The organism is Anabaenopsis tanganyikae CS-531 (genome assembly GCF_029891675.1).
GTDB classification, from domain to species: Bacteria; Cyanobacteriota; Cyanobacteriia; order Cyanobacteriales; family Nostocaceae; genus Anabaenopsis; species Anabaenopsis arnoldii.
On sequence record NZ_JANQDF010000015.1, the window covers coordinates 41,075 to 65,186 of the forward strand.

At 44.1% G+C, this 24,112-nt stretch carries 21 protein-coding genes; 10 read left to right on the forward strand and 11 right to left on the reverse strand.

Annotation, left to right across the window (positions count from 1 at the left end; all coding sequences use genetic code 11):
• Nucleotides 1-6: 6 nt before the first annotated feature.
• Together NWP22_RS01530 and NWP22_RS01535 are read right to left on the reverse strand one after the other, a co-directional pair.
• Nucleotides 7-954, reverse strand: a complete 948-nt coding sequence (locus NWP22_RS01530; RefSeq protein WP_280801430.1) for an isoaspartyl peptidase/L-asparaginase — start codon at nucleotides 952-954, stop codon at nucleotides 7-9.
• 75 nt (nucleotides 955-1,029) lie between these two features.
• Entirely contained in the window at nucleotides 1,030-1,185 is a 156-nt protein-coding gene (locus NWP22_RS01535; protein WP_271732329.1) for a DUF2256 domain-containing protein, read from the reverse strand.
• Between the two features lie 204 nt (nucleotides 1,186-1,389).
• On the opposite strand from NWP22_RS01535, the gene NWP22_RS01540 reads away from it, so the two are divergent.
• Nucleotides 1,390-2,520 (forward strand): quinone-dependent dihydroorotate dehydrogenase, encoded by a 1,131-nt coding sequence (locus NWP22_RS01540; RefSeq protein ID WP_280801431.1) that lies wholly within the window; start codon nucleotides 1,390-1,392, stop codon nucleotides 2,518-2,520.
• Between the two features lie 11 nt (nucleotides 2,521-2,531).
• Here NWP22_RS01540 and NWP22_RS01545 read toward each other — a convergent pair whose 3' ends face one another.
• Together NWP22_RS01545 and egtD are read right to left on the reverse strand one after the other, a co-directional pair.
• Nucleotides 2,532-3,263, reverse strand: coding sequence for a hypothetical protein (locus tag NWP22_RS01545; protein ID WP_271732327.1), 732 nt, complete (start codon nucleotides 3,261-3,263; stop codon nucleotides 2,532-2,534).
• Nucleotides 3,264-3,411: 148 nt separating this feature from the next.
• Nucleotides 3,412-4,443 carry an L-histidine N(alpha)-methyltransferase gene (gene egtD / locus NWP22_RS01550; protein ID WP_280801432.1) on the reverse strand — a complete coding sequence of 344 codons (1,032 nt, stop codon included), beginning with the start codon at nucleotides 4,441-4,443 and terminating at the stop codon, nucleotides 3,412-3,414.
• Between the two features lie 267 nt (nucleotides 4,444-4,710).
• On the opposite strand from egtD, the gene NWP22_RS01555 reads away from it, so the two are divergent.
• The gene (locus tag NWP22_RS01555) at nucleotides 4,711-5,412 is read left to right on the forward strand and encodes a serine/threonine-protein kinase (RefSeq protein ID WP_280793046.1); all 702 of its coding nucleotides are present in this window, start codon (nucleotides 4,711-4,713) and stop codon (nucleotides 5,410-5,412) included.
• On the opposite strand, the gene egtB is transcribed toward NWP22_RS01555, so the two are convergent.
• The 6 genes from egtB to NWP22_RS01585 all read right to left on the reverse strand — a co-directional run bounded on the left by egtB (nucleotide 5,409) and on the right by NWP22_RS01585 (nucleotide 14,092).
• A complete protein-coding gene (gene egtB, locus NWP22_RS01560) occupies nucleotides 5,409-6,650 on the reverse strand; it encodes an ergothioneine biosynthesis protein EgtB (RefSeq protein WP_280801433.1) in 1,242 nt (413 codons plus the stop codon). The genes NWP22_RS01555 and egtB overlap by 4 nt on opposite strands.
• Nucleotides 6,625-7,413: an ergothioneine biosynthesis protein EgtC gene (gene egtC / locus NWP22_RS01565; protein ID WP_280801434.1), complete on the reverse strand. Its 789-nt coding sequence runs from the start codon at nucleotides 7,411-7,413 to the stop codon at nucleotides 6,625-6,627. Before egtC ends, egtB begins: the two co-directional genes overlap by 26 nt.
• Before the next feature lie 454 nt (nucleotides 7,414-7,867).
• Nucleotides 7,868-10,699 carry a WD40 domain-containing protein gene (locus NWP22_RS01570; RefSeq protein WP_280801435.1) on the reverse strand — a complete coding sequence of 944 codons (2,832 nt, stop codon included), beginning with the start codon at nucleotides 10,697-10,699 and terminating at the stop codon, nucleotides 7,868-7,870.
• 15 nt (nucleotides 10,700-10,714) lie between these two features.
• Complete coding sequence (locus NWP22_RS01575) at nucleotides 10,715-10,933, reverse strand: hypothetical protein (protein WP_280801436.1); 219 nt, start codon at nucleotides 10,931-10,933, stop codon at nucleotides 10,715-10,717.
• Between the two features lie 369 nt (nucleotides 10,934-11,302).
• A complete protein-coding gene (locus tag NWP22_RS01580) occupies nucleotides 11,303-12,328 on the reverse strand; it encodes an ABC transporter permease (protein ID WP_280801437.1) in 1,026 nt (341 codons plus the stop codon).
• Between the two features lie 123 nt (nucleotides 12,329-12,451).
• Nucleotides 12,452-14,092, reverse strand: a complete 1,641-nt coding sequence (locus NWP22_RS01585) for an ABC transporter substrate-binding protein (protein WP_280801438.1) — start codon at nucleotides 14,090-14,092, stop codon at nucleotides 12,452-12,454.
• An 843-nt stretch (nucleotides 14,093-14,935) separates the two neighbouring features.
• Here NWP22_RS01585 and psbB point away from each other — a divergent pair.
• The 5 genes from psbB to NWP22_RS01610 all read left to right on the forward strand — a co-directional run bounded on the left by psbB (nucleotide 14,936) and on the right by NWP22_RS01610 (nucleotide 20,132).
• Entirely contained in the window at nucleotides 14,936-16,465 is a 1,530-nt protein-coding gene (gene psbB, locus NWP22_RS01590) for a photosystem II chlorophyll-binding protein CP47 (RefSeq protein WP_280793050.1), read from the forward strand.
• Nucleotides 16,466-16,636: 171 nt separating this feature from the next.
• A complete protein-coding gene (locus NWP22_RS01595; RefSeq protein ID WP_089093525.1) occupies nucleotides 16,637-16,744 on the forward strand; it encodes a photosystem II reaction center protein T in 108 nt (35 codons plus the stop codon).
• Between the two features lie 298 nt (nucleotides 16,745-17,042).
• On the forward strand, nucleotides 17,043-18,122 hold the full coding sequence (locus tag NWP22_RS01600) for a 30S ribosomal protein S1 (protein WP_271733946.1): 1,080 nt from the start codon (nucleotides 17,043-17,045) through the stop codon (nucleotides 18,120-18,122).
• Nucleotides 18,123-18,714: 592 nt separating this feature from the next.
• Nucleotides 18,715-19,449 carry an HAD family hydrolase gene (locus tag NWP22_RS01605; RefSeq protein ID WP_271733945.1) on the forward strand — a complete coding sequence of 245 codons (735 nt, stop codon included), beginning with the start codon at nucleotides 18,715-18,717 and terminating at the stop codon, nucleotides 19,447-19,449.
• Nucleotides 19,450-19,553: 104 nt separating this feature from the next.
• Nucleotides 19,554-20,132 (forward strand): Uma2 family endonuclease, encoded by a 579-nt coding sequence (locus NWP22_RS01610; RefSeq protein WP_271733944.1) that lies wholly within the window; start codon nucleotides 19,554-19,556, stop codon nucleotides 20,130-20,132.
• Nucleotides 20,133-20,141: 9 nt separating this feature from the next.
• On the opposite strand, the gene NWP22_RS01615 is transcribed toward NWP22_RS01610, so the two are convergent.
• Nucleotides 20,142-20,762, reverse strand: coding sequence for a class I SAM-dependent methyltransferase (locus NWP22_RS01615; protein ID WP_271733943.1), 621 nt, complete (start codon nucleotides 20,760-20,762; stop codon nucleotides 20,142-20,144).
• A gap of 252 nt (nucleotides 20,763-21,014) precedes the next feature.
• On the opposite strand from NWP22_RS01615, the gene arsM reads away from it, so the two are divergent.
• The 3 genes from arsM to arsS all read left to right on the forward strand — a co-directional run bounded on the left by arsM (nucleotide 21,015) and on the right by arsS (nucleotide 24,043).
• Nucleotides 21,015-21,983, forward strand: a complete 969-nt coding sequence (gene arsM, locus NWP22_RS01620) for an arsenosugar biosynthesis arsenite methyltransferase ArsM (protein WP_271733942.1) — start codon at nucleotides 21,015-21,017, stop codon at nucleotides 21,981-21,983.
• Between the two features lie 17 nt (nucleotides 21,984-22,000).
• Complete coding sequence (locus NWP22_RS01625) at nucleotides 22,001-22,957, forward strand: inorganic phosphate transporter (RefSeq protein ID WP_280801439.1); 957 nt, start codon at nucleotides 22,001-22,003, stop codon at nucleotides 22,955-22,957.
• Nucleotides 22,958-23,032: 75 nt separating this feature from the next.
• Entirely contained in the window at nucleotides 23,033-24,043 is a 1,011-nt protein-coding gene (gene arsS / locus NWP22_RS01630) for an arsenosugar biosynthesis radical SAM (seleno)protein ArsS (protein WP_271733940.1), read from the forward strand.
• Nucleotides 24,044-24,112 lie beyond the last annotated feature (69 nt).

The window sequence follows — 24,112 nt, forward strand, 5'->3', positions numbered from 1 at the left end:
GTCAATTTAACAATAGCCGATTAACTGGCCATCATTCCATTCTAAAGTATCACCAATCGCCTCACCATTATGATAGGCAGCAAGTAAGACTTGACTGGTTTTACCCCATGAGATTACCCCAGTCGCATCTAGTGCGATCGCCCCTAAATCCCGATGATTTTGACTCGCCTCCGTAAAGGAGCGCTGCATTGCATCCTTGAGCAACATACCATCATTTACCCGCACCACAATCTTAGCGGCTAAACACTCATCAATAATATCCTCCCCAATACCGGTACAGCTAACCCCAGCATAACTAGAAGCATAATTACCAGCCGGCATAGCAGAATCACTGACTCTACCAATGCGCTCAAAGCCTTTACCGCCGGTAGAAGTACCCGCAGCCACACAACCATAAGTATCTAAAACTACTACGCCAATGGTCCCCCGCCCTGCATTACTACTTGGGGCTAATTCCGGTTCTGCCACCACACCAGCCATAGTGCTTTGAAAATTATCCTGGCGTTCTTGTATCCATTCTTGTAATCTTAAATCAGTTAAAGCATTATAACTGGGAATTTGTAACTCCCGTGCTAGTTCCGCCGCCCCATAATCCGACAGTACCCTGTCTGGAGAACTTTGTAAAAATTGTGCCAACTCAATGGGATTTTTTACCCGTGAAACATTAATTACACCACTAAAGCGCCCCGATGCGCCATTCATCAAGGAAGCACTCATACGAATTTGACCATCCGATTGCAGTACCGAACCAGTACCAGCATTAAAGCGGGGGTTATCTTCTAACATTCTGCAACCTTGCAACACCGCCTCAGATGCAGTTGCGCCTGACAGTAGTAGAGAATAAACCGCCTCGACTATGGTATGTAGTGAACGGCGTACGGACTCTAAACCTCCTTTACCTTGGAGAGAACTACCAGCTCCCCCATGAATAATTACTTTTGGTTGCACCCTCATGATTTATCACCCTTGCGCTATGTGCGTGTGTATTCCCATTAATGTAACTAGGAAATAGTGTTTTTTGCAGTCCCTTTAATTTTGAACTTGAGAACGACGACGACGACAACGTTCTGAGCAGTATTTCACCTCATCCCAACAATCTTGCCATTTTTTGCGCCAGGTGAAGGGACGTTGACATACAGGACAGATTTTTTCAGGTAGGTCAGATTTAGATACTTTACGCCCCATATATATTCAGATTTGTAAGAGGATGTGTCAAAGTTCCGGTGTATGTATTGATGTTTTATAAAAGTTTTATAAAACATCTGGGTGTTTAGTCCAGGTTTAATTGACGATAGCATGTATCAATGTGGTGAATTAGATTATGAATGACTGTTACGGGTGGGGAAGTCAGACTAAGTTATTCTGAGATATTTATGAGTAAAACCGACAATGGATTTTTACCAAGTAATTCGTCCCGTATTATTTAATGTCATCAAGGCTGACCCAGAGTGGTTACATCAGCAAACTATTAGTACTTTAAACTGGCTCTCCCACACTCGCAACCCTTCTGCTCATTGGGTTAATCAACGTTTACAGCAGTCTTTATGTCTGCAAGACCCACGCTTAGAACAAAATTTATGGGGGCTAAGGTTTCCCAATCCTTTGGGGTTAGCTGCGGGTTTTGATAAGGATGGGGTGGGGGCAAAAATCTGGTCTAGTCTGGGTTTTGGTTTTGCAGAACTAGGAACTGTGACTTTTGTACCCCAACCAGGAAACCCCCGTCCGCGGTTATTTCGGTTACCATTGGATCAAGCTGCTCTCAATCGCATGGGTTTTAATAATAGTGGTGCTGCAGCAATGGCTACCAGAATCAGCACAGATTACCAAGATTTAGGGCGAACAATTCCCATAGGGATAAATTTAGGTAAATCTAAGGTGACACCCCTAGAGGAAGCAGGGGAAGATTATTTACATAGTTTTCGCTTACTCAAGGACTTGGGGGATTATTTTGTGGTTAATGTTTCTTCTCCTAATACTCCAGGTCTGCGATCGCTCCAAGATGCTGCAATGCTGAGTACCATCTTGGAGTTATTACAGCAGGAAAACCAGACACAAAAGCCGGTTTTTGTCAAGATTGCCCCAGATTTAACCTGGGAGGCGATCGCAGACATTATCAGTTTAGCGAAAACTTACCAATTAGCTGGGATTATTGCCACTAATACTACCATTAGCCGGGATAGATTGAGAACTCAATTAATTGAGCAAACAGGCAAATCACCCCAGGAGGAGCCTGGGGGAATTAGCGGTGCGCCGGTACGCGATCGCTCCACTGAGGTAATTAGGTATATTTGGCAGCAAACCCAAGGAACCATCCCTATTATTGGTGTCGGTGGCATTTTTACCCCCCAAGACGCTTGGGAAAAAATCACTGCAGGTGCTAGTTTAATTCAAGTATACACCGGTTGGATTTACCAAGGACCAATGATGGTGCGCCGTATTCTGGAAGGTTTGCTGTTAGAACTGGAAAAACATCAGTTAAATTCCATCACCGAGGCTGTAGGTATCAACAATTGTGAATAACTAAACATCAATCATGTTTCACCTTCCTCTAGGGGAAAAAACTCCTTAGTTTTTTCTGAGTATTTCCAAGCAATACTATCAGGGTCTCTGTTGCGACTCCACTCCGAAAAGTCTGGATCATTACGCCGTTTATACACCGTGCTAGAATACACATTTAGTCGCTTGGCTAGTTCCGATTGGATGAGAGAACCAAACATTAACTGTTGTTCTAGTGAGCGCTTAACTGCTTGATGGGTTTCTGGTGGTGGTGCTTCAGTTTCTGATTCTAAATTTACTGGTGGGGTTGCTGGTGGGGCTAAAAGAGATAGGTTTCTTTGAGTGACTGAGGAAGGTGAAACTTGTGTAACCGGTTCGCTACTGTCCAGGATATCGCCGAGAATACTGGCGCTGATAAAGTAATAAACCTCACCGCCATCCTGTGAAGGCTGTATACTTGCACCGAACTCACTAGCTTTACTATCTAAATAGCGTTTTGCCGTTGTTCCGGAAAAATTACCCTTAATTGCTAAATCCATGGCGGTAATTTTGCCTTGGGTTTCCCAGAGCAACTCATTAAAAATCGGATTAACTTGCTCAGTCCACTTTTGCCATTGATATTCTTGCACAGCCCGGAAGCCAATGATTACCATTAACATAACCAGCAAAATTTTCCAGGTAGCAACCAGGAAAATAATTAAAAACGAGATTGGCAAAAGCAGAACGAGAAAACCTTTCCCGCTGCTGTCTATTATTTTTTCACTCATGCCGACCATTGCCAATTGAAGTTTGGGGAAATAATACTATCATCTTGGCAAAAAGTGTGACCTTTTTTTGTATCTTTTAGCAAAACTCCCGGTAATTGGCTGTGAAGGGAGAGGGAAAAACTGCCTCCCCCCTTAAATTCCTGAAAATTTATGCTTGTAGCTGACAAAGCAATAAACCAAACCAGCCATCAGCATCAGTCCACCCCTGGATGGGTACTAAACCCCCGGCGGTGAGCTGTTCTTGCATCATGTTAAGATTAAACTTGCGGGAGATTTCTGTGAGGATAGTTTCCCCCGGAGCAAAATCAACGGTGAGGTTGAGGGCGCTTAATTCTACAGACTGCGATCGCAAAGAGCGTAAATGCATCTCAATTTGACTTTGAGCTTCATTGTAAAATGCCCAGTGTTCAAACTGGGTGGTGTCAAAATTCCCTTCAAACTGGTGATTTAAATGCTCTAACATATTCAGGTTAAAAGCTGCTGTCACACCTTGGGCATCATTATAAGCTGGTTCTACGATATGTTTGGGCTTTTGTAAATCTATACCCAGGAGAAAATAATCACCCACTTGTAAAGCGTTGGTAATTTGAGTAAAGAACACATCACATTCTTGGGGATTGAGATTACCTAAACTGCTACCGATAAAACTAATCATTCTGTTGGGTAATTCTGTCGGCGATATTTGTGCTAATGCTAACTCATAGGTTGCCACCAGGGCATGAACATTTAAAGAGGGATAATCTGCTAATAGCTGTTTAGCACTGGTTTCTAATATCCCTGCACTGACATCAATGGGCATATACTGCAGGGTGTGGCCTAGTTGTGCGTAGGCATCCAAGATTATACGAGTTTTAGTAGAGCTACCACTACCCAACTCTACCAATTCACAAGGTCCGGTGATCCTGGCAATTTCACCAGCATATTGCTGTAAAATTTTGGTTTCTGTACGTGTGACATAATATTCTGGTAACTCACAGATTTGTTCAAATAAATCAGAGCCACGGTCATCATAAAAATAACGAGCGGGAAGGGTTTTGGGTGTTTGAGTTAATCCCTTAATTACATCACTCCCAGCACTGGGAACAAATAGGGGGTTTTTGGGGATTAAATGCTCTATTTGTAAGCGCTCTTCAATACTATGTTCAGAAGTGAAGCTACTAGCAACCTGAGATATTGACATTCAACCTCCAACTTAATTCCTCATTGAGCATACGGGATACTGTGTATTTCGGCACTAAATAAGTTCGGGTAAGCTTTACCCCACCCAATGAAACACATATTCATAGCCCATCACATCACGCCTGAGCTAGATTAATCAAGTTTTTTTCACGACTTTACTGATTTTATATAAAAAACGAATCGAGTTGAACTAAGTCAAGTTGAAATTTATCGGATAAGTCAGTACAAACAGCTAAACTCAACATTAGACCCAACTAGTTTATGTAACATGAACCAGTTACCCCCGCAGGATTTGCTAGAGATTATTGATCAGCAACTACTACCTAGCTTAGAAATTGAAAGTGTGGACTCACGTAATCCCATCAAGGTCAGGTATCTACCACAACCCTGGCGGCTGATTGGCAAAGGGAATTATGCTGTAGTCGTTTATCATCCTCATCACCCAGATTTAGTCGTGAAAATTTATGCCCCTAATCGCCCAGGCTTTACAGAGGAAATAGAGGTCTATCGTCTTCTGGGTTCTCACCCGGCTTTCTCTGAGTGTTTATATGCTAAAGATAACTTTTTAGTTTTGAAACGGCTTTATGGCACAACTCTGTACGACTGTCTACACCAGGGATTATCTATTCCCAAACAAGTCATACGGGATATTGACCAGGCTCTTGAATATGCTCAAAGTCGTGGACTACGACCCCATGATGTCCACGGTCGTAATGTGATGATGTACCAGGGTAGAGGATTGGTAGTAGATATCTCAGATTTCCTACATCAAGAACCCTGTTCAAAGTGGAATGACCTCAAAACGGCTTATTACTGGTTTTATCTCCCTGTGTTATCCCCATTACGACTGCATGTATCATACTCTACATTAGATATGATTCGTAAATCCTATCGTCTACTAACTGCTGTGAGAAATTCCTGTCGTCAAGTACTCCTGAGATTACCTCAGTGGAAATTGTTCAAACCTTAACTAGTAGCACAGCGAAACCCAGCAAAAATTTGTCGTACATGGGGATGATACCAGTTACGAAAACTAGCACGTAGTCCCCAAGGGCGTGTAGCCCAACTCCCGCCTTTTAAAACCCGGTGCTGCTGGTCAAAATAAACCTGGGAGTAACCAATATAAGGGTAGCTCTGGAAACCATTGTAACCATCAAACCAAGTACTAGTCCACTCCCAGACATTACCGAGAGTGTCGTATAATCCATAACTACTTTTTCCCGCAGGGTAGTCATTGACTGGTGTCGTCTCACCAATGGAGCGATCGCAGTTACAATATTCAGATGTGGGGAATTTATTCCCCCAAGGATAAACGCGACTACAACCAGCTTTTGCATCCCAACTCGCCGCTTTTTCCCATTCAGCTTCTGTGGGGAGGCGTTTACCCACAAATCGTGAATAGGCTTCGGCTTCATACCAACTAACACCACAAACCGGATGATTGTCCCCATGGCGATCGCCACTCCAGTATAATGGCTGAATTACCTGCTGATTTTCCCGCCATTTCCACCCAGCGGCTGACCACCACCGAGAATCATCATAACCGCCGGCTGCCATAAATAAGCGATACTGTCCACAAGTCACCGGATAGCGGTCAATATAATAAGTTTCTAAATATCTCTTATGGGCGGGGCGCTCATTATCCAGAGCATATACATCATCGCTTCCCTGTTCAAATTCACCAGCGGGGATGAGAATCATCTCAGTAATATTGCTGATTTCACCCCCAGAAATCATCTTTGTCATCTTCACTTTTTCCCGATTCATCAATTCCAGCACAAAGCTGATAATTTCACAGTGTTGGCTTTCATGCTGAATCAAAAAGCGCCAAAGACGTTCTTCTTTTTCAAGATCAATCACTTCCAAACGTTCCAAAACCTGTTTTCTGACCGTTTCCAAGAAATAAAGTATTTCCTGAAGATGGGGTAACCGCACACGTTGTGATTTAGGTAAACCATCAGCTGCAAATAGTTTGCGGTATTGGGGGAAAGGACAAGGGAGACCCCCGCTATGTTCTAGTAACCATAAAGACTCAATAAAGCCAATATGCCCTAAGTGCCAACCCACAGGACTAAAATCAGGATGAGGTTGACTACAAAATGTCGATTCCTCCATACCCTCAAACAGGGTCTGGGTTTTAAGGCGACATTCCACCAAAGCGTTAAAAATAGCCTCTTTGAGACTAGATTGATTTAATCTGGATATCACGGTCTTCTCCCACACTGATAATGCTATTTTCTGGACAAGCAGTCCAATTACCAGTAAATAACGGTTCGGAGCTAATAATCACAGATTGGGGAAAATTGAGGTCATCTTTGAGCCAATATAGAGATGGTGCGGGGGTACTGCTAGAAAAGCGCGAAGCAATCAAACGATGACCATCACTCAAGACTATGTTGGCGGAAACCGTTACTTGATGCAGTTTTGCCATTTCTAATAAGATGACTAAGGTACTGTGTAAAGCATCTTCGGGAGGTAGCTGTTGATTGATTTGACCTTGAGACAGTAGCAGGGCGAAAATATGTTCTGAGTCCGTACTACCATGAATGTGGTCGTAAAAATCAGGAGTTAATTGATTACGGATTTTTCGGTATATTGATTGACGAAAGTTCTCAATATATCCATTGTGAATAAATAGCTGTTGTTGGTGGTGGAAGGGCTGACAATTGGCAAAATCTAGGGCTTGTCCCGGTGTGGCGCTGCGAACATAACCTAGTATACATTGAGATTCTACATAACGGCTCAGATGAGGCAGGTTTAAATCGTTCCAGATGGGTAGGGTATTTCTGTAGGTAAATGGGGCGGTATCTTTTTGGCGATGATACCAACCTATACCAAAGCCATCTGCATTCACTACCCCAGCGGTCATTTCCCGCGGTTGGTAACTCTGAACTATTAAGGAATGTTCCGGTTTATATAGTATGTCTTCTAGGGTGACGGGTTGACCCAGGTAGGCAAGTAAGCGGCACATAGGGGAATTTTACTGTATAAGAGCTAATTTTGCTCTATTCTACCCCGCCGGGTATAGACGTTCTCCCTCAATGTCTCTACTGATTAACTATATTGTCCTATTTAGTACCTTCTGCAAGATGCGATCGCTTGATTTTGCTGGACAATATCCCCGACTTCTCTGGAGATTTACAGCGCATTTTATCTGAGTGAGGTATTGAGGGGCGGGCAGGATGCCCACCCCACAAGATTTATGATGTTAAGGTGTGTATTTTATTTACTTGAAAACTGCTGTATGGTCAGAAGTGGGGGATATGAGGATTAGCTCTTAACCCCTGACCCGTCAACCGTCAACAGTCAACAGTCAACAGTCAACGGTTCGACTCCGCTCACCGACCACCCTCAACAGTCAACCGTCAACGGTTCGACTCCGCTCACCGACCACCGTCAACAGTCAACCGTCAACACCATGACCATTAACGCCCCCGCCAAATCTTGATGGTACCATCCACACTCCCAGAGGCTAAGGTTTGACCATCCGGGCTGAAGGCTACTGAACGAACCCAAGATGAATGTCCGGTGAGGGTGGCGATTGACCTCCCGGTGGCGACATCCCACAGTTTGATGGTTTCATCTCCACTCCCAGAAGCTAAAGTTTTACCATCCGGGCTGAAGGCTACTGAAGTAACAAACCTTGAATGTCCGGTGAGGGTGGCGATTGACCTCCCTGTGGCGACATCCCACAGTTTGATGGTTGTATCCCAACTCCCAGAAGCTAAGGTTTGACCATCCGGGCTGAAGGCTACTGAACGAACCCAAGATGAATGTCCGGTGAGGGTGGCGATTGACCTCCCGGTGGCGACATCCCACAGTTTGATGGTGTTATCATAACTCCCAGAAGCTAAGGTTTGACCATCCGGGCTGAAGGCTACTGAATCAACCCCATATGAATCTTCGGTGAGGGTGGCGATTGACCTCCCGGTGGCGACATCCCACAGTTTGATGGTGTTATCCCAACTCCCAGAAGCTAAGGTTTTACCTATGGCTGCGCCACGCAAGCTATCCGGGCTGAAGGCTACCGAAGTAACCCAAGATGAATGTCCCGTGAGGGTGTTAACTAAGGTAGGATTAGGCCAGGTAACTACAGTGGCGATGGTTTGTAAATTGGGTATCCTTTCCAGGGAAATACCCTGCTGGTACATATCTAGTAAGTTCGCTTGACCATAAATACCAATCACAATTCCCCACTCATTGAGGATCGGACCACCGGTTAACCCCGGTCGGGCTTGACCTTCTAGTTGCAGGTTATACTCTCCCCCTTGGTCTGGTCTTTTTTTACCTGGATGTAAAAAATAAGGCCGTTCCTGGGGATTACTCTTGCCGGGTTCGGGATAACCTGCGGTGTATACCGTTGCCCCTGTGGGGACTGCGCTGGCATCTGCCACCAGGGCTGTGTCATAGTTATTCTTACTGGTGAATTGCAATAGACCTAAATCTAAGTTGCCTAAACGCCCCCTAGGTACGGACTGGTGTTGTTGACCGTCGGGGGTGGTGAGTGTGACAGTCTGGTGTGGGGCTATGAGATGATGGGACGTGAGGACGGTATAGGTGTCACCCCGGCGATTAATAATTACCCCCGAACCCAGTGCTGTTTCCAGGCGCACGGTGATTTTTTCGGACCTGTCATTAACTAGGACATTCACCGGGGTAACAGTTTCTGCGGTGACTGTACTTTCTTGCCACAGTTTGATGGTTTCATCTCCACTCCCAGAAGCTAAGGTTTTACCATCCGGGCTGAAGGCTACTGAATGAACCCCTCTTGAATGTCCGGTGAGGGTGGCGATTGACCTCCCGGTGGCGACATCCCACAGTTTGATGGTTTCATCCCCACTCCCAGAAGCTAAGGTGCGACCATCCGGGCTGAAGGCTACTGACAAAACCGAATCTGAATGTCCGGTGAGGGTGTCGATTGACCTCCCCGTGGTGACATCCCACAGTTTGATGGTGTTATCCACACTCCCAGTGGCTAAGGTTTTACCATCAGGGCTGAAGGCTACTGAACGAACCCAAGATGAATGTCCGGTGAGGGTGGCGATTGACCTCCCGGTGGCGACATCCCACAGTTTGATGGTGTCATCCCAACTCCCAGAGGCTAAGGTTTGACCATCCGGGCTGAAAGCTACTGACTCAACCGACCCTGAATGTCCGGTGAGGGTGGCGATTGACCGCCGGGTGGCGACATCCCACAGTTTGATGTCACTACTCCCAGAAGCTAAGGTTTTACCATCCGGGCTGAAGGCTACTGAATTAACCCAAGATGAATGTCCGGTGAGTGTAGCGATTGACGTCCCCGTGGCGACATCCCACAGTTTGATGGTTCCATCCCAACTCCCAGAAGCTAAGGTTTTACCATCCGGGCTGAAGGCTACTGAATTAACCCAAGATGAATGTCCGGTGAGTGTAGCGATTGACGTCCCCGTGGCGACATCCCACAGTTTGATGGTGTCATCATCACTCCCAGATGCTAAGGTTTGACCATCCGGGCTGAAGGCTACTGAACGAACCCACTCTGAATGTCCCGTGAGGGTGTTAACTAGGCTCGAACTTGACCAGGGAACCACCCGCGCTCGTCGGGAGAGGTCAGGGATTTTCTCTATGGGGATACCCAGCACCCCATCTATGGTTACGTAGCCCAGTTCTGACTTACCATAGATGCCAATGACAAACCCCCGCTGGTCAAAAATTGGTCCCCCACTGACTCCCGGTTGGGGTTTACCGGACATAATTAAGTCGTATCCTTGCTTTTCTCCCTGACTGCGGGATGTCAGTTGATCCTCTGTAAACCTGTACTGTCTAGGATTGGTATTTTTGGGGTCATTGGCGGGAAACCCGGCATAATATAGGGGGGAACCGTTGTTCACTGTCCGGGAATCTGCTACCCCTGCCACCCTATACTCTTTAGTGCTGGTAAAAGTAATGATGGCTAAATCTAATCCTCGTAGGCGCTCCATTTGGTCAATCTCGTAGCTCTCCCCATCCCCAGTAATTACCCGATAGTCCCCTGGGTTTTCCACAACATGAAAAGCAGTCAGGACGGTATAAACGTTACCTTGGCGATTAATCATTACCCCAGAACCTTTACCATCCAAGCCACCGATTTTGACGGTGATTTGTCGGGCAATGTTATGAATTTGTATTGTTGCCAGCCTTGGTATTTCCACTGGGTTAACAGCTAAGACTGGTTGTAAATGCACCACTACCGCCGTGGTAGCGCCTAAAATTAATGCTAGTTCTGGGGTAAATCTCATGGGTAATCTCTCACCTTAAGGTAACCGGGCAAAGGAAAAATCACTGACGGGGATACCCCAGCTATATTGACTAATAGCGGCTACATCCCTGGGGTTGACAGAGGAGCCATCGGCAAATACATAGGGATTACCCCAAATGGGTTGGGCATGGAGGCCGTTAATACCCACTAGTTCGCCGCTACAATTCAACACCGGTCCACCACTCATACCCTTAAGCACATCGCTGGTGGCCAATATCCCCGACTTCTATCAAGATTTATGCCTACCCCACAATATCATGGTCAGAAGTCGGGGATATGAGAGTCAACCGTCAACTGTGGTAGCCAGGAGCGATCGCTATTTATTGTACTTATGTATTCTATACTTTAGAATCCCCTGTGTTTCAACCAGAAGATATGTCAATTATACTGTTATATCTAACACCCAGTCGGATTTATCCGACTTTAGCTTTTAGACGGGGGTTTCTAACCCCCGGTTCCCTCAAAAATCATCTCAAATTGCAAAAGAATGTTTTCATTCAACAATCAGTATTCTAGCCATTTTGTTGGAACTTCGGTAATGGTTAACTGGTGCCTTGTGCGATCTGCAGCAGCACCGGGGCGACTAATAACGAATCCGTGGGTCAATATAGGCGTTGAGAATGTCAATTAATATGCTGGCGGTAACCACAATTGCCCCAAAAAATACTAATATTCCCTGGACTGTGGGATAATCACGGTCAGAAATAGCTTGATAGAGACGATTGGCTAAACCAGGCCAGGAAAATGTTACCTCAGTTAAAACCGCACCACCCAGGAGGGAGGCAAAAGTTAATCCTAACACTGTAATTACTGGGATGAGGGCATTTTTTAGGGCATGGGATACCAAAATCTTATTTTCATGGATTCCTCTGGCTCTAGCGGCTTCTACATAGTCGGCTTTGAGGGTTTGTTTAAGATTTACCCTGACAATGCGCTCAAAAATGCCACTGAGTAATATTCCTAGGGTCAGGCTCGGCAGGGTTAAATGGTGCAAGGATACCAAAAACTGGGTAAAATTACCTGTGAGCAAACTATCAATGGTATATAGTCCAGTGATGGACACAGGAGCGGGAAGATTAGGGGGAAACCGGTTAGAAGTAGGAAACCAACCCAATTGTACAGAAAAAATCAACTGTAAAAGCATTCCCGCCCAAAACATGGGTATGGCGTAAGTAATAATACCGAATAAACGCCCGCCAATATCAAAATAAGTACCGGGACGAGATGCAGCAACAGTACCGGCGACAATACCCACAATTACAGCTACCGCCATACTGCATACCGCTAATTCTACAGTGGCGGGGAAATATTGCCCAATGATCTCCCATACATCCTGTCCCCGACTGGTTAAGGAGGTTCCTAAATCAAAGCGCAATAAGTTAATTAGATAATTACCATACTGGAGCCACAGGGGAAGATTTAAACCTAGTTCTTGGCGTAACTCTTCCTTAGCTGCTTCTGGCGCACGTCCCCCTAGAATTGCATCTGCGGGGTCTCCCGGTGTGGCTCGCAGTAATAAAAATACGATAGTAATAATAGTTAACAGTTGCAGGGGTGCTAGAAGTAACCGAGAGGCAATGTAATATTGTAAAGCCTGAGAACGAGACATATTTTAATGTGTAATTGTTAACAGAATATCTGATAGCTGGCATTGACCAGCTATATAAACTTGATATCAGCTAAAAGTCTTGTGGGGTCGCTATCCTGCCGGACTTAGTAACAAATCGCCCTTCTACTGCTTGCTGATACTCCGATAAATTAAATTTTGGGTGGGGTCAAGTTGGACGTTGTTAACTCCGTTGTGAGCAAATATATAATCTTTAGTTTGCCATAAGGGAATATAAGGGACATCATTGGCGACTTGCTCTTGAATTTCTCGGAAAATTGCCTCACGCGCTGCGGGGTTTTGCTCTTGGCGTTGTCGTGCAATTAGTTTATTCATGGTTCGGCTGTAGTAAAAGGAACCCTGACTTTGACTACCTCCATTTTGACACCCTTGAGCCTGGGAGCCTTTTTGACAAGATAAGAATGGGTATACATAATTGTCTGGGTCTAAAAAGTCGGGATACCAGTCAAGTAACGCCGCTGGATATAGACCCCTGGAAATGTCCTTAAAGAAGGTGGCGCTTTCCACATTATTAACTTCTATTTGTAGTAGTCCTCCCATTTCTCGATCAGCTAATGATTTAAGAGTTTGTGCGGCTAAACTGCGATTAGCTGAGGTGGAGGGGTGCCAAATTTCGACCTTGGCGGGTTTTTCTGCGGAGAAGCCAGCTGCGGTTAATAATTCTTGAGCTTTTTGAAAGTTACCATCGCCATATTTCTCTTGAAATACTGGCTGGGAAACTTTAAAGGTGGTAGGAATTATGCTGTACAATGGCCGGGCTTGACCAAGTAAAACTCTTTGGTTTAAAAGTTGACGGTCAATCATAGCCGCTATAGCAGCTCGCACTTCTGGTTGATCTAAGGGTGGCTGATTGCGGTTGAATACCATATAACTCACTACGCTACCCTCAGCAGTAATATTTTGCCAATCCCCTTTTTCTCCTGCTGCTTCTAAGCTGCGAATTTGCTCTGGTTGTAGGGATAGATAGGCTATATCTACTGTACCTGTACGGAAGGCGTTAAATAAATTGACTGGGCTAGTCTGTATTTGGATGTTAACCCCCTGATTGGCTGGTTTTTCCCCCCAGTATTTCTCAAATACATCTAATCTCAGGGAATCTGTGCCATATTGAGCTAACTTATATGGACCAGTCCCTACAAAGATATTGGGCTGAAATTTACCCGCCCCAATTTCGTAGGACTTGGGTGATACTGCACACAACCCAGAAAATGCTAAGAGTGAGGGAAAGGCGGCAAATGGTCTTTTGAGCTTAATGGTTAACTTATAATCATCTGTCGCTTTTACTGATTCTACTGTATCAGATAGTAAAAAAGATGGCTTACCTTTATTCTCCATAAATCGCCTCATACTAAACTCCATAGCTTGGGCGTTGAACAGAGTATCATCGTGAAAAACCACTCCCTGACGTAAGGGGATGGTATAAGTTAAACCATCAGCGCTGACTTCGGGTAATGCTGTTGCTAATTGGGGTTTAATTTCTGTGTTACCTGGTTCATAAGTGTACAGGCGATCGCTCATATTGAACACCAAACCCAAGGAAGCCAACTCGTAGGTATCTGCGGGGTCGAGGGTTCTGGGTTTGAGAGTTGTACCGACAGTAATCCGACCGTCAACGGTAGGAGTGGGTAAATTCCCTGTCTGCTTACCAGGAGCGCAACTGACAACCAAAAGTAGACAAAGAGAAAACCATGATAAAAATTTTGTGATGGCGCTCCATCGTCTCACGGTCAAGAAAAACGAGATCATACTATTGTGATTTTTCCAATTAGCGGTCAACTATCATACTATGACACATAGGCTAAATACTTAACTATTCGCAACATAGTTGGGATTAGGAGTTTCAAGAGTCTTAATGACACGCTTGCAAACAAGGGCACCAATTAGTTACACTTTTTAAAACATTCTCATTTTTTGCTTGGCAATTGCTGAGACGCTCAAAAGGTGGCTGACTTAAGGGCGGCATTTCCTGATTTACCAACGTTTTACAGGCGTTTGGCTGGTTACTCAAACACCAGTGAGGAATTTTCCACAAAGAAAAACCCTCTAAAGTCATACAGGCGATCGCCTACTCTGTAGAGTCAAGTTCCCCAGGGTCTGACAATATTGCCAAACTAGCCATAGTGTCTGAGGTAGTCCTAAACCGACTATTTTATAGACAAAACTATACTTATGTTGACAAGCATTGACATAAGTGAGTTAAGAAAATCGCCCACTTGATATATAATCCTACGATATCAAGTATTGAATTAAGACTATTGCCAAGGCGAAAACCAAGCAATGATAGCGGTAGTCTTTCTTGTAAATCTCAACTTGAGAAATATCGCGTCTGGCTAAGGCGTGCAAGTCTACTGAGGGATAACCGCTCCCATGCTCCCGTTGAAGTAGAAAGTAAAGTCTAGCTTTGTCTAGGTTTTATATAGCAGACTGGCAATAAAAAAAACTCAAAGAGTTGGCTGAATGGCGGTAAAACAGCGACATAGGAGGATTAACCCCACCTAAGCCACTGCAAACCTTAAACGGTTCCGTCCCTCAGAACCTCAGTAAGAAAATTCCTTTGTAAACATAATTCATCGAGGAGGAGCGTAGTCGATGGGACTACCCTGGTACCGAGTACATACAGTCGTTCTGAATGATCCAGGACGGTTGATTTCTGTACACTTGATGCACACAGCCCTAGTTGCAGGCTGGGCTGGTTCAATGGCATTGTACGAACTAGCTATTTATGACCCCAGTGATGCAGTTCTTAACCCGATGTGGCGTCAAGGTATGTTTGTACTACCTTTCATGGCCCGTTTAGGCGTTACCGAATCCTGGGGTGGTTGGAGCGTCACCGGTGGACCTGCAAGTGACCCTGGTTTCTGGTCTTTTGAAGGTGTAGCTGCGGCTCACATCGTCCTTTCCGGTTTATTGTTCCTAGCAGCCGTTTGGCACTGGGTTTACTGGGATTTGGAACTCTTTAGAGATCCTCGCACTGGTGAACCTGCTTTAGATTTGCCAAAAATGTTTGGCATTCACTTGTTCTTATCCGGTCTACTTTGTTTTGGTTTTGGTGCTTTTCACCTCACTGGACTATTTGGCCCTGGTATGTGGGTTTCTGACGCCTACGGAATCACTGGTAGTATTCAGCCAGTAGCGCCAGAATGGGGTCCGGCGGGTTTCGACCCATTTAACCCTGGTGGCGTTGTGGCTCACCATATCGCCGCAGGGGTTGTTGGTATTATTGCGGGTTTATTCCACCTGACAGTTAGACCCCCCGAACGGCTATACAAAGCCCTACGGATGGGGAACATTGAAACCGTACTTTCTAGCAGTATTGCGGCGGTGTTCTTCGCAGCATTTATAGTTGCTGGGACTATGTGGTACGGTAACGCTACCACCCCTATTGAACTGTTTGGACCTACTCGTTATCAGTGGGATCAAAACTACTTCACTCAGGAAATTGAGCGTCGCGTACAAAGCAGTTTGGCTGAAGGCGCTACCCTCTCAGAAGCTTGGGGAGCAATTCCTGAAAAACTGGCTTTCTATGATTATGTGGGTAATAGCCCAGCTAAAGGTGGTCTATTCCGTACAGGCCCAATGGTTAAGGGTGATGGTATCGCCCAATCTTGGCAAGGTCACGCGGTATTCAAAGATGGTGAAGGTCGGGAATTGACCGTGCGTCGTCTACCCAACTTCTTTGAAACCTTCCCAGTGATCTTGACTGATGCTGATGGAGTCATCCGCGCTGATATTCCTTTCCGTCGGGCAGAATCCAAATATAGCTTTGAACAAACTGGTGTTACCGTTAGCTTCTATGGCGGTGACCTAGATGGTCAAACCTTTACAGATCCAGCCGATGTGAAGAAGTACGCCCGTAAGGCTCAAGGTGGCGAAATCTTTGATTTCGACCGCGAAACCTTGAACTCTGACGGTGTATTCCGTACCAGCCCCAGGGGTTGGTTTACCTTCGGACACGCTGTATTTGCTCTTCTGTTCTTCTTTGGTCATCTCTGGCACGGTTCTCGGACAATCTACCGAGACGTATTTGCCGGTGTTGATGCTGACCTGGAAGAACAAGTTGAATGGGGTCTGTTCCAGAAAGTTGGTGACAAGACCACCCGTGTACGTAAGGAAGCGTAAGCAATTCCTCTGATTTCTGAGGATTAGGGGCTGGGGAATGGTTTTTGCCATAACCCAGTCCCAAGACCTACCCGTAACAAAGACGCTTGATGCCTGGTAATTAGCCACAAAAGTCGTCAAATACTCAAAAACCATAATTACTGACTAATTAATGACGCAGGAGCTTTTAATATGGAAAGCGTTGCATATATCTTGATTTTGGCTTTGGCCATAGGAGTTCTTTTCTTTGCGATCGCATTCCGCGAACCCCCCCGCATCGAAAAGAAAGAAGAAAAATAAACTGCTCTTACCGGAATGTTAAGGGCATTTAAATCTTATTATTCGCCGATCACAATGGTGTTATCGGCGGATATGTCATTTTGTCAATACCCAGGCAGTGTTAAATCAGCATAAAAAAATCATTGCAGTCATAAAATAATATGATATAATCTAATATCTGGAAGTTAATATGTTTTAATACTAGCTTTTATAAGCTAATATAAAAAAAGATGTAGGTGTACCTGCCTCGTAGTGCCTTGCATATACATCACGCCTATGCCACAACCTTTACGGAGACTAGAACCAGGAACAAATCAGCATGGTCAATCAGAACTTAACCGCTACAGAAATTGGATTCACTCACGAAGATTTCGCTGCTCTACTTGATAAGTATGACTATCACTTTAGCCCTGGGGATATTGTCCCGGGCACAGTTTTCAGTATAGAGCCGCGCGGCGCTCTGATTGACATAGGTGCTAAAACAGCAGCCTACATACCTATACAAGAAATGTCTATTAACCGGGTCGATGCCCCGGAAGAAGTTTTACAATCCAACGAAACCAGAGAATTTTTCATCCTGACCGATGAAAACGAAGATGGTCAGCTCACCCTTTCCATTCGTCGCATCGAATATATGCGGGCTTGGGAACGTGTGCGGCAGTTACAAGCAGAAGATGCTACTGTTCGCTCCGGTGTGTTTGCTACTAACCGCGGTGGTGCATTAGTCCGCATTGAAGGATTACGCGGCTTTATCCCCGGCTCTCATATTAGTACCCGCAAAGCCAAAGAAGAATTGGTGGGCGAAGAACTACCATTAAAATTCCTAGAAGTGGACGAAGAACGCAACCGCCTAGTTCTCTCCCACCGTCGAGCGCTGGTTGAGCGCAAGATGAACCGTCTGGAAGTGTGCGAAGTGGTCATCGGTACGGTTCGTGGTATCAAACCCTACGGTGCATTTATTGATATTGGTGGTGTGAGCGGACTGCTACACATTTCGGAAATATCCCACGAGCATATTGATACACCTCACAGCGTATTCAATGTCAATGATGAAGTTAAAGTCATGATCATTGATTTGGATGCAGAAAGAGGTAGGATTTCCCTGTCTACCAAGCAGCTGGAACCAGAACCCGGTGATATGATTAAAAACCGTGATTTGGTTTATGATAAAGCCGAAGAAATGGCGGCTAAGTATCGCGAACAGATGTTAGCTAAACAGCAAGGTATTACCGCTGCGCCTACCGAAGCTGAGGAGGTTGTGGCTGCTGAGGAGGCGCTAGAAGCTACAGCAGAAGCTCCGGCTACAGAAGAAGTATCAGCTGTAACTACAATAGATGCGGAAGCCCCAGTAGCAACCGATTTTGAAGACGATATTCCGTCTGCTGTTGAACAGGAATGATTTGCTCACTTTCTTTGATAAAAATATCGCGGTAAGCGGGAAACTCAGCGGCTTTAGCCCTGACAGGGAGGCGACTTGGTGGTTACAACCACCGTTGTCTTTGCTTGTGAAAAGTAGCCAGTAAGCTAGGCTTAGACTTTAGCCGACTGGGTAGACGGTATTTGACGATCATAGCGAGAGTAAGACTGTGGGGTTAGACCTAAAGTTATTCTGTCAGCAGAATATCAGTGTCTTTAGACCTGAGAGTGTCAATAATGCTTTTGTTAAAACAAGGTTAAAAAAATCCTGGTCACGAAATTCTCAAACATAAAGCCGAGAACCAAGGTCTTATTATAGATTTAGATTCAGGAATTTTTTAACAGGTGCGCGCTTAATTTATCTGGAGTGCATTGCTTGATACCCCCTGGTTGAGAAACAATCTTAAGTTATGTATTTGTTAGCCTTAGTGAGCAAAAAAGTATCGGTTAAAACCTGTTATCTCAGATGACCAAAAGTGCAAAACTCTCATAATTACTCCCATAATTATGGGAGTAATTATCGGAGTTTTTTACTATATTCTCTACTAAAAACTGTTTATATGAGGTGAAATGGCTTGGTAAATATTAAATGTAGAAATATCAGTTTTGATCAGATCGAGGCAGTTTTTTTTGATAAAAATGGTACATTGGAAGACTCAGAAGCCTATTTGCGATCGCTCGGACAAAAAGCAGTGCGGATCATAGACGCGCAAATACCCGGTATTGGCGAGCCCTTATTAATGGCTTTTGGTATCAACAGCGACACCCTAGACCGGGCCGGTTTAATCTCGGTAGCTAGTCGCAGGGAAACAGAAATCGCCGCAGCTGCATATATTGCCGAAACTGGGAGAGGATGGTTTGAGTCTTTAACAATCGCTCGCAAATCCTTAGAGGAAGCGGAAAAATATCTCAGTACCACTCCAGCGCCACTATTTCCAGGTAGTTTAGAGCTATTAAAATCCTTATCAGCCGCAGGAATCAAACTGGGGATAATTTCCGCCTCCACCACAGCCGAAGTCAGTGATTTTGTCACCAGATACCAATTGCATGATTACATCCAGGTGCAAAAAGGAGTAGATGACGGACCGAGTAAACCAGATCCCATCTTGTTTTTACAGGCTTGTCAGGCTTTGGGGGTAGAACCTGGTCATAGCTTGATGGTAGGGGATGCGGTCGGTGATATGCAAATGGGGCGTAATGCTCAAGCCGCAGGTTGCATTGGTATTACCTGGGTGGGTCAATCAGATCATGTCCGGGGTGCGGATGTGGTAATTAATCAACTAGATGAAATTCAAATTTTGGCACATTGAGTGATTATTGATGTTTGTCACCTCATTATCACAGAAATAGAAAAAAGTCAATATTAAATGTTAAAATGTGAATACCGGCGATTTTCACATTTGCTATACAAATCATGCAAAACACAGAAACAACCTTACCGCTTCGCCTGTGGACAGTTGAAGAATACCACCGGATGGCTGCGGCTGGGATTTTTGCTGTAGACGAGCGAGTGGAACTTCTAGAAGGAAAGATTATATGGATGATTGCTAAAGGAACAGCTCATAGGTCAGCAGTGGGAAGAACAGATTACTTGCTAAAGAACAGATTAGCAAATCTGGCTTGGGTATCCATTCAAGACCCCATTAAGTTAAATGAAATGTCTGAACCAGAACCAGATATTGCTGTCGTCAAAGTAGATCCTTTAGACTATGCAGACCATCATCCTACACCACCAGAAGTTTATCTGATTATTGAGGTAGCAGATAGTAGTCTGAAAATAGACTGTGACACTAAAGCAAAAGCCTACTCCCAAGCCGGAATTACAGATTATTGGGTGCTAGATGTAACTAGCCGTCAATTACACGTTTTTCGGGAACCCACTCAGTTAGGGTATGAAAGCGCAGCGATTTTGCCAGAAGATGCGACTATTTCCCCCTTGGCGTTTCCTGATTTACAAATTCTAGTTTTAGAAATGCTACCACCAGTTAAGTAATATTTCTGATTAAATCTCAGATGGTTTAGCAAAAATTGTCAGCAAAACAGGACCTAATAAATACTGGTGAGTCACACACAATAATCCCGCCGATGAGCCAAAAACTTCACGTTGTTGAGGGCTATAAAATCTCATCCTCCCATCAGACATTGGTAACACTTGGGGCACTGTCTGTTTTTTGGTGGTAATGTCCACTAAATAGAACCGCCCTCCCGGAGAAAGCACCCGCGCTACTTCCCTTAGTACCTGCTCAGGTTCCAAATAGTGTAAGAAGCTGATAGTGCTAAATACAGCATCAAACTCACCTTCACCAAATGGTAAAGATTCCGCTTGACCTTGAATATAAATTAAACGTGGACGGTGGCGATCGCTCTGTCTGGCTATCCGCAACATTTCTGGAGACAAATCTAAACCAGTACCACGGACATCAGGGAATTCATTTAGTAAGCGGTCAAGAAGTTTTCCAGTTCCACAACCCATATCAAGTATATTAGCCCCCCGGGGTAAATCCACATACTCCAATAACCGCTTGTGGATAGCTTGGTAAATTACCGAAGGAAAAAGCCAATCATAGCTGGGAGCCCATTGATCAAACAGGCGCTTTTTGTTGCTCAAAAAGTTAGAAGTCATACATCAATCACCCTTGTATCTGGTTAAAACTCAAAGGGAGTAACCCCTCTCAAGTGTTACTCAAGTTCAGGGGTAGATGCAACGAGTGGAGAAAACATCACTAATTATCCGAATTTGAGTCATAGTACTTGAAGAAATAACTAATTACAGATAAGAATCGATAAATCTGCACTTGTTTGATTTAAATCATGATTAGCTATATTAGGATGCACAAGGCCGCATCTAGACACAACATATCAGACCAAAACTATAATGACCTATCTAGAAACAGCAGCACAGTTTTACAGTCAAGTTGCACAAACACCAGAAGTGGGACTGTGTTGTGTCCAAACTACACCCGTGCAACTCCCAGGGCTGAAAATTCCCCGGGAAATGCAGCAAATGAACTATGGTTGTGGTACCACCGTTCACCATAATGAACTTTCCAACCAACCCACGGTGATGTATGTCGGTGTGGGTGGTGGGTTGGAAGCACTGCAATTCGCTTATTTTTCTCGTTATCCAGGTGCTGTAATTGCCATTGAACCAGTTGCAGCTATGCGAGAAGCCGCCGCACGTAATCTAGAAATTGCCGCTAGAGAAAACCCTTGGTTTGATCCCAGCTTTGTAGAAATTCGGGAAGGCGACGCTTTTAATCTGCCCGTAGGTGATGCTAGGGTCGATATTGTGGCGCAAAATTGCCTTTTTAACATTTTTGAGCCAGAAGACTTAAGCCGTGCTTTAAAAGCCGCATATCGAGTTTTAAAATCAGGTGGACGCTTGCAGATGAGCGACCCCATTGCTACCCGTGCAATTCCTGCTCATTTACAACAGGATGAGAGACTACGTGCTATGTGTTTATCCGGGGCGCTCACTTATGAGGAATATACTCAAAGTATCGTTAATGCCGGTTTTGGTCAAATTGAAATTCGCGCCCGCCGCCCTTACCGTCTGCTAGATTCCCACACTTACAACTTAGAAACACATCTCCTGTTAGAAAGTCTTGATTCTGTTGCTTTTAAAGTTGATATTCCCGAAGATGGCCCTTGTATATTTACCGGGAAAACGGCAATTTATGCCGGTATAGAATCTTGTTTTAATGATGGGGATGGACATCTGCTACAGCGTGGTATTCCCGCAGCCGTCTGTGATAAAACTGCGGCTAAACTGGCCGCCTTCAAGCCAGCAGAAATTTTAATCACCGATTCTACCTGGTACTATAGCGGTGGTGGTTGCTGTTAACTCTGAACGCCCCAAAAATGTTAATAATTAGTTTATTTTTGGCTACGCTTTTTTTAGCTTATTCCCATGGAGCCAACGACAACTTTAAAGGTGTAGCAACACTGTTTGGTAGCCGCACAATGAGTTACCAAACAGCAATTTTGTGGGCAAGTTTTACAACTTTTGCTGGTGCTGTAGCTGCGGTTTTCTGGGCAAGTACATTAGTACCAAGGTTTACTGCTCAAGGTATATTTCCAGATGCGATCGCTAATGCACCAGAAATCCATTTAGCTGTAGCCATCACCACCGGTTTAACCTTGCTATTTGCTGCCATCACAGGATTTCCCATTTCCACAACTCACACTATCACAGGTGCTATACTGGGGGCAGGGTTAGTGGCTATTGGACTCAAGGTTAACTTTGCAGTTTTGGGCAGCTTATTTATTTTACCCCTCTTTCTCAGTCCTATTATTGCTATTTGTTTAGCAGCAGGAAGTCATCGATTCTTCCAATACATCGGTTCTAAAGTTAACCTGCAACCCGACGAAAAAATAGTTAATATTTGCCACTTGATCAGTGCAGGTATTATCAGTTTTACCAGAGGTTTAAATGACACTCCTAAGATTGTTTCCCTCATTTTAATTATTGATTATTTTTCGGTTCAAGGAGGAATGTTAACCATAGCAATGGCCATGGGACTCGGTGGTTTACTCAACTCCCAAAAAATTGCCGAAACTATGGGCGAGAAAATTGCCGACATCAATCATAACCAGGGACTATCTGCAAATATGGTAACTGGGATTTTAGTAATAGCCTCTAGTTATTTTGGTCTGCCTATTTCCACTACTCAAGTTTCAGTTAGTTCTATTTTTGGTGTAGGACTGATTGACAACCAATCTAATTTCCGCGTCTTTTATCATATTTTATTATCGTGGGTTTTAACTTTACCCATTGCCATGATGATTAGTGGAATTATTTATAGATTATTACAATGATAGTAAAAAGTAATATAAATTAGATAAACCTTCGATAAACCATAATAATGTTAACTAATTTGGGAATATAAAATCATGTCAAATATTCAAACAAATATATTCACACCAGTCATAACATCATTTAAAGATAAACTTACTTCTCCTCTGACAAAAAAAAGTATTTCTGTTCTCCAAATTAATTTAGGTAGGCGGTGTAATCTTGCTTGTAATCACTGTCATGTCGAAGCCAGTCCGAAACGTGTAGAAGAACTTTCTCCCGAAATTTGCCAACAGTTAATTACTTTAATCCACCAGTTCCCGGAGATTGAGATTGTAGATTTAACTGGTGGCGCTCCAGAAATGAATTATGGATTTAAGCCCTTGGTAGAAGCGGCAAAATCTACAGGTAAGCAGGTGATTGTCAGGTCTAATTTAACAATTTATTTTGAAGATGGTTTTGGTGATTTACCAGAATATTTTGCCAAACACCAAGTAAGAGTTGTTGCTTCTTTGCCTTGCTACATGGCCGATAATGTTGATAAAATGCGCGGTCATGGTGTTTTTGATGCTTCAATTACAGCCTTACAATGGCTGAATCAACTCGGTTATGGCAAGAAATATGATTTAATTTTGGACTTAGTATATAATCCACCTTTACCTACTAGCGAAAAGTTCTCTTTAGCCCCTGAGCAAACTAAACTAGAAGGAGATTACAAAAGGTTCTTGCAAGAGCATTTTGATATTGTGTTTAACAACTTATTTACCATCACTAATCTACCGGTTGGCAGAACTAAAATATATTTAGAAAGAAAAAGTCTGCATACTAGCTACTTACAGTTTTTAGAGTCCCATTTTAATCACAGTACAGTTGAGCACTTAATGTGTGGTAATGAACTGTCGGTTGACTACCTCGGTAATGTCTATGATTGTGATTTTAATCAAATGATGAACCTACCAGCTAAAACTGGTAATGGTGAATCATTAACAGTCAGTAAATTGCTAGAGTCTGGAACTTTAGACTTAATTACTGAAATTCAAACAGCTAACTATTGTTATGGCTGTACTGCTGGCTGTGGTTCAAGTTGTGGTGGGGCTTTGATTGAATAGAAATGTAAAATTGTATTTTGATTTACTTAAAAATTCCGGATAATAATTGTAATTTTACTTACTTTTTTG

Coding starts and splice junctions, on each gene's coding strand:
- NWP22_RS01545 (WP_271732327.1), bottom strand. CDS start 3,263: ATGAGTGAAAAAATAATAGACAGCAGCGGGAAAGGTTTTCTCGTTCTG.
- NWP22_RS01615 (WP_271733943.1), bottom strand. CDS start 20,762: ATGACTTCTAACTTTTTGAGCAACAAAAAGCGCCTGTTTGATCAATGG.
- arsS (WP_271733940.1), top strand. CDS start 23,033: ATGTCAAATATTCAAACAAATATATTCACACCAGTCATAACATCATTT.
- NWP22_RS01600 (WP_271733946.1), top strand. CDS start 17,043: ATGGTCAATCAGAACTTAACCGCTACAGAAATTGGATTCACTCACGAA.
- psbB (WP_280793050.1), top strand. CDS start 14,936: ATGGGACTACCCTGGTACCGAGTACATACAGTCGTTCTGAATGATCCA.
- NWP22_RS01535 (WP_271732329.1), bottom strand. CDS start 1,185: ATGGGGCGTAAAGTATCTAAATCTGACCTACCTGAAAAAATCTGTCCT.
- NWP22_RS01580 (WP_280801437.1), bottom strand. CDS start 12,328: ATGTCTCGTTCTCAGGCTTTACAATATTACATTGCCTCTCGGTTACTT.
- NWP22_RS01625 (WP_280801439.1), top strand. CDS start 22,001: ATGTTAATAATTAGTTTATTTTTGGCTACGCTTTTTTTAGCTTATTCC.
- NWP22_RS01555 (WP_280793046.1), top strand. CDS start 4,711: ATGAACCAGTTACCCCCGCAGGATTTGCTAGAGATTATTGATCAGCAA.
- NWP22_RS01570 (WP_280801435.1), bottom strand. CDS start 10,699: ATGAGATTTACCCCAGAACTAGCATTAATTTTAGGCGCTACCACGGCG.
- NWP22_RS01585 (WP_280801438.1), bottom strand. CDS start 14,092: ATGATCTCGTTTTTCTTGACCGTGAGACGATGGAGCGCCATCACAAAA.
- NWP22_RS01540 (WP_280801431.1), top strand. CDS start 1,390: ATGGATTTTTACCAAGTAATTCGTCCCGTATTATTTAATGTCATCAAG.
- arsM (WP_271733942.1), top strand. CDS start 21,015: ATGACCTATCTAGAAACAGCAGCACAGTTTTACAGTCAAGTTGCACAA.
- NWP22_RS01610 (WP_271733944.1), top strand. CDS start 19,554: ATGCAAAACACAGAAACAACCTTACCGCTTCGCCTGTGGACAGTTGAA.
- egtD (WP_280801432.1), bottom strand. CDS start 4,443: ATGTCAATATCTCAGGTTGCTAGTAGCTTCACTTCTGAACATAGTATT.
- egtC (WP_280801434.1), bottom strand. CDS start 7,413: ATGTGCCGCTTACTTGCCTACCTGGGTCAACCCGTCACCCTAGAAGAC.
- NWP22_RS01595 (WP_089093525.1), top strand. CDS start 16,637: ATGGAAAGCGTTGCATATATCTTGATTTTGGCTTTGGCCATAGGAGTT.
- NWP22_RS01530 (WP_280801430.1), bottom strand. CDS start 954: ATGAGGGTGCAACCAAAAGTAATTATTCATGGGGGAGCTGGTAGTTCT.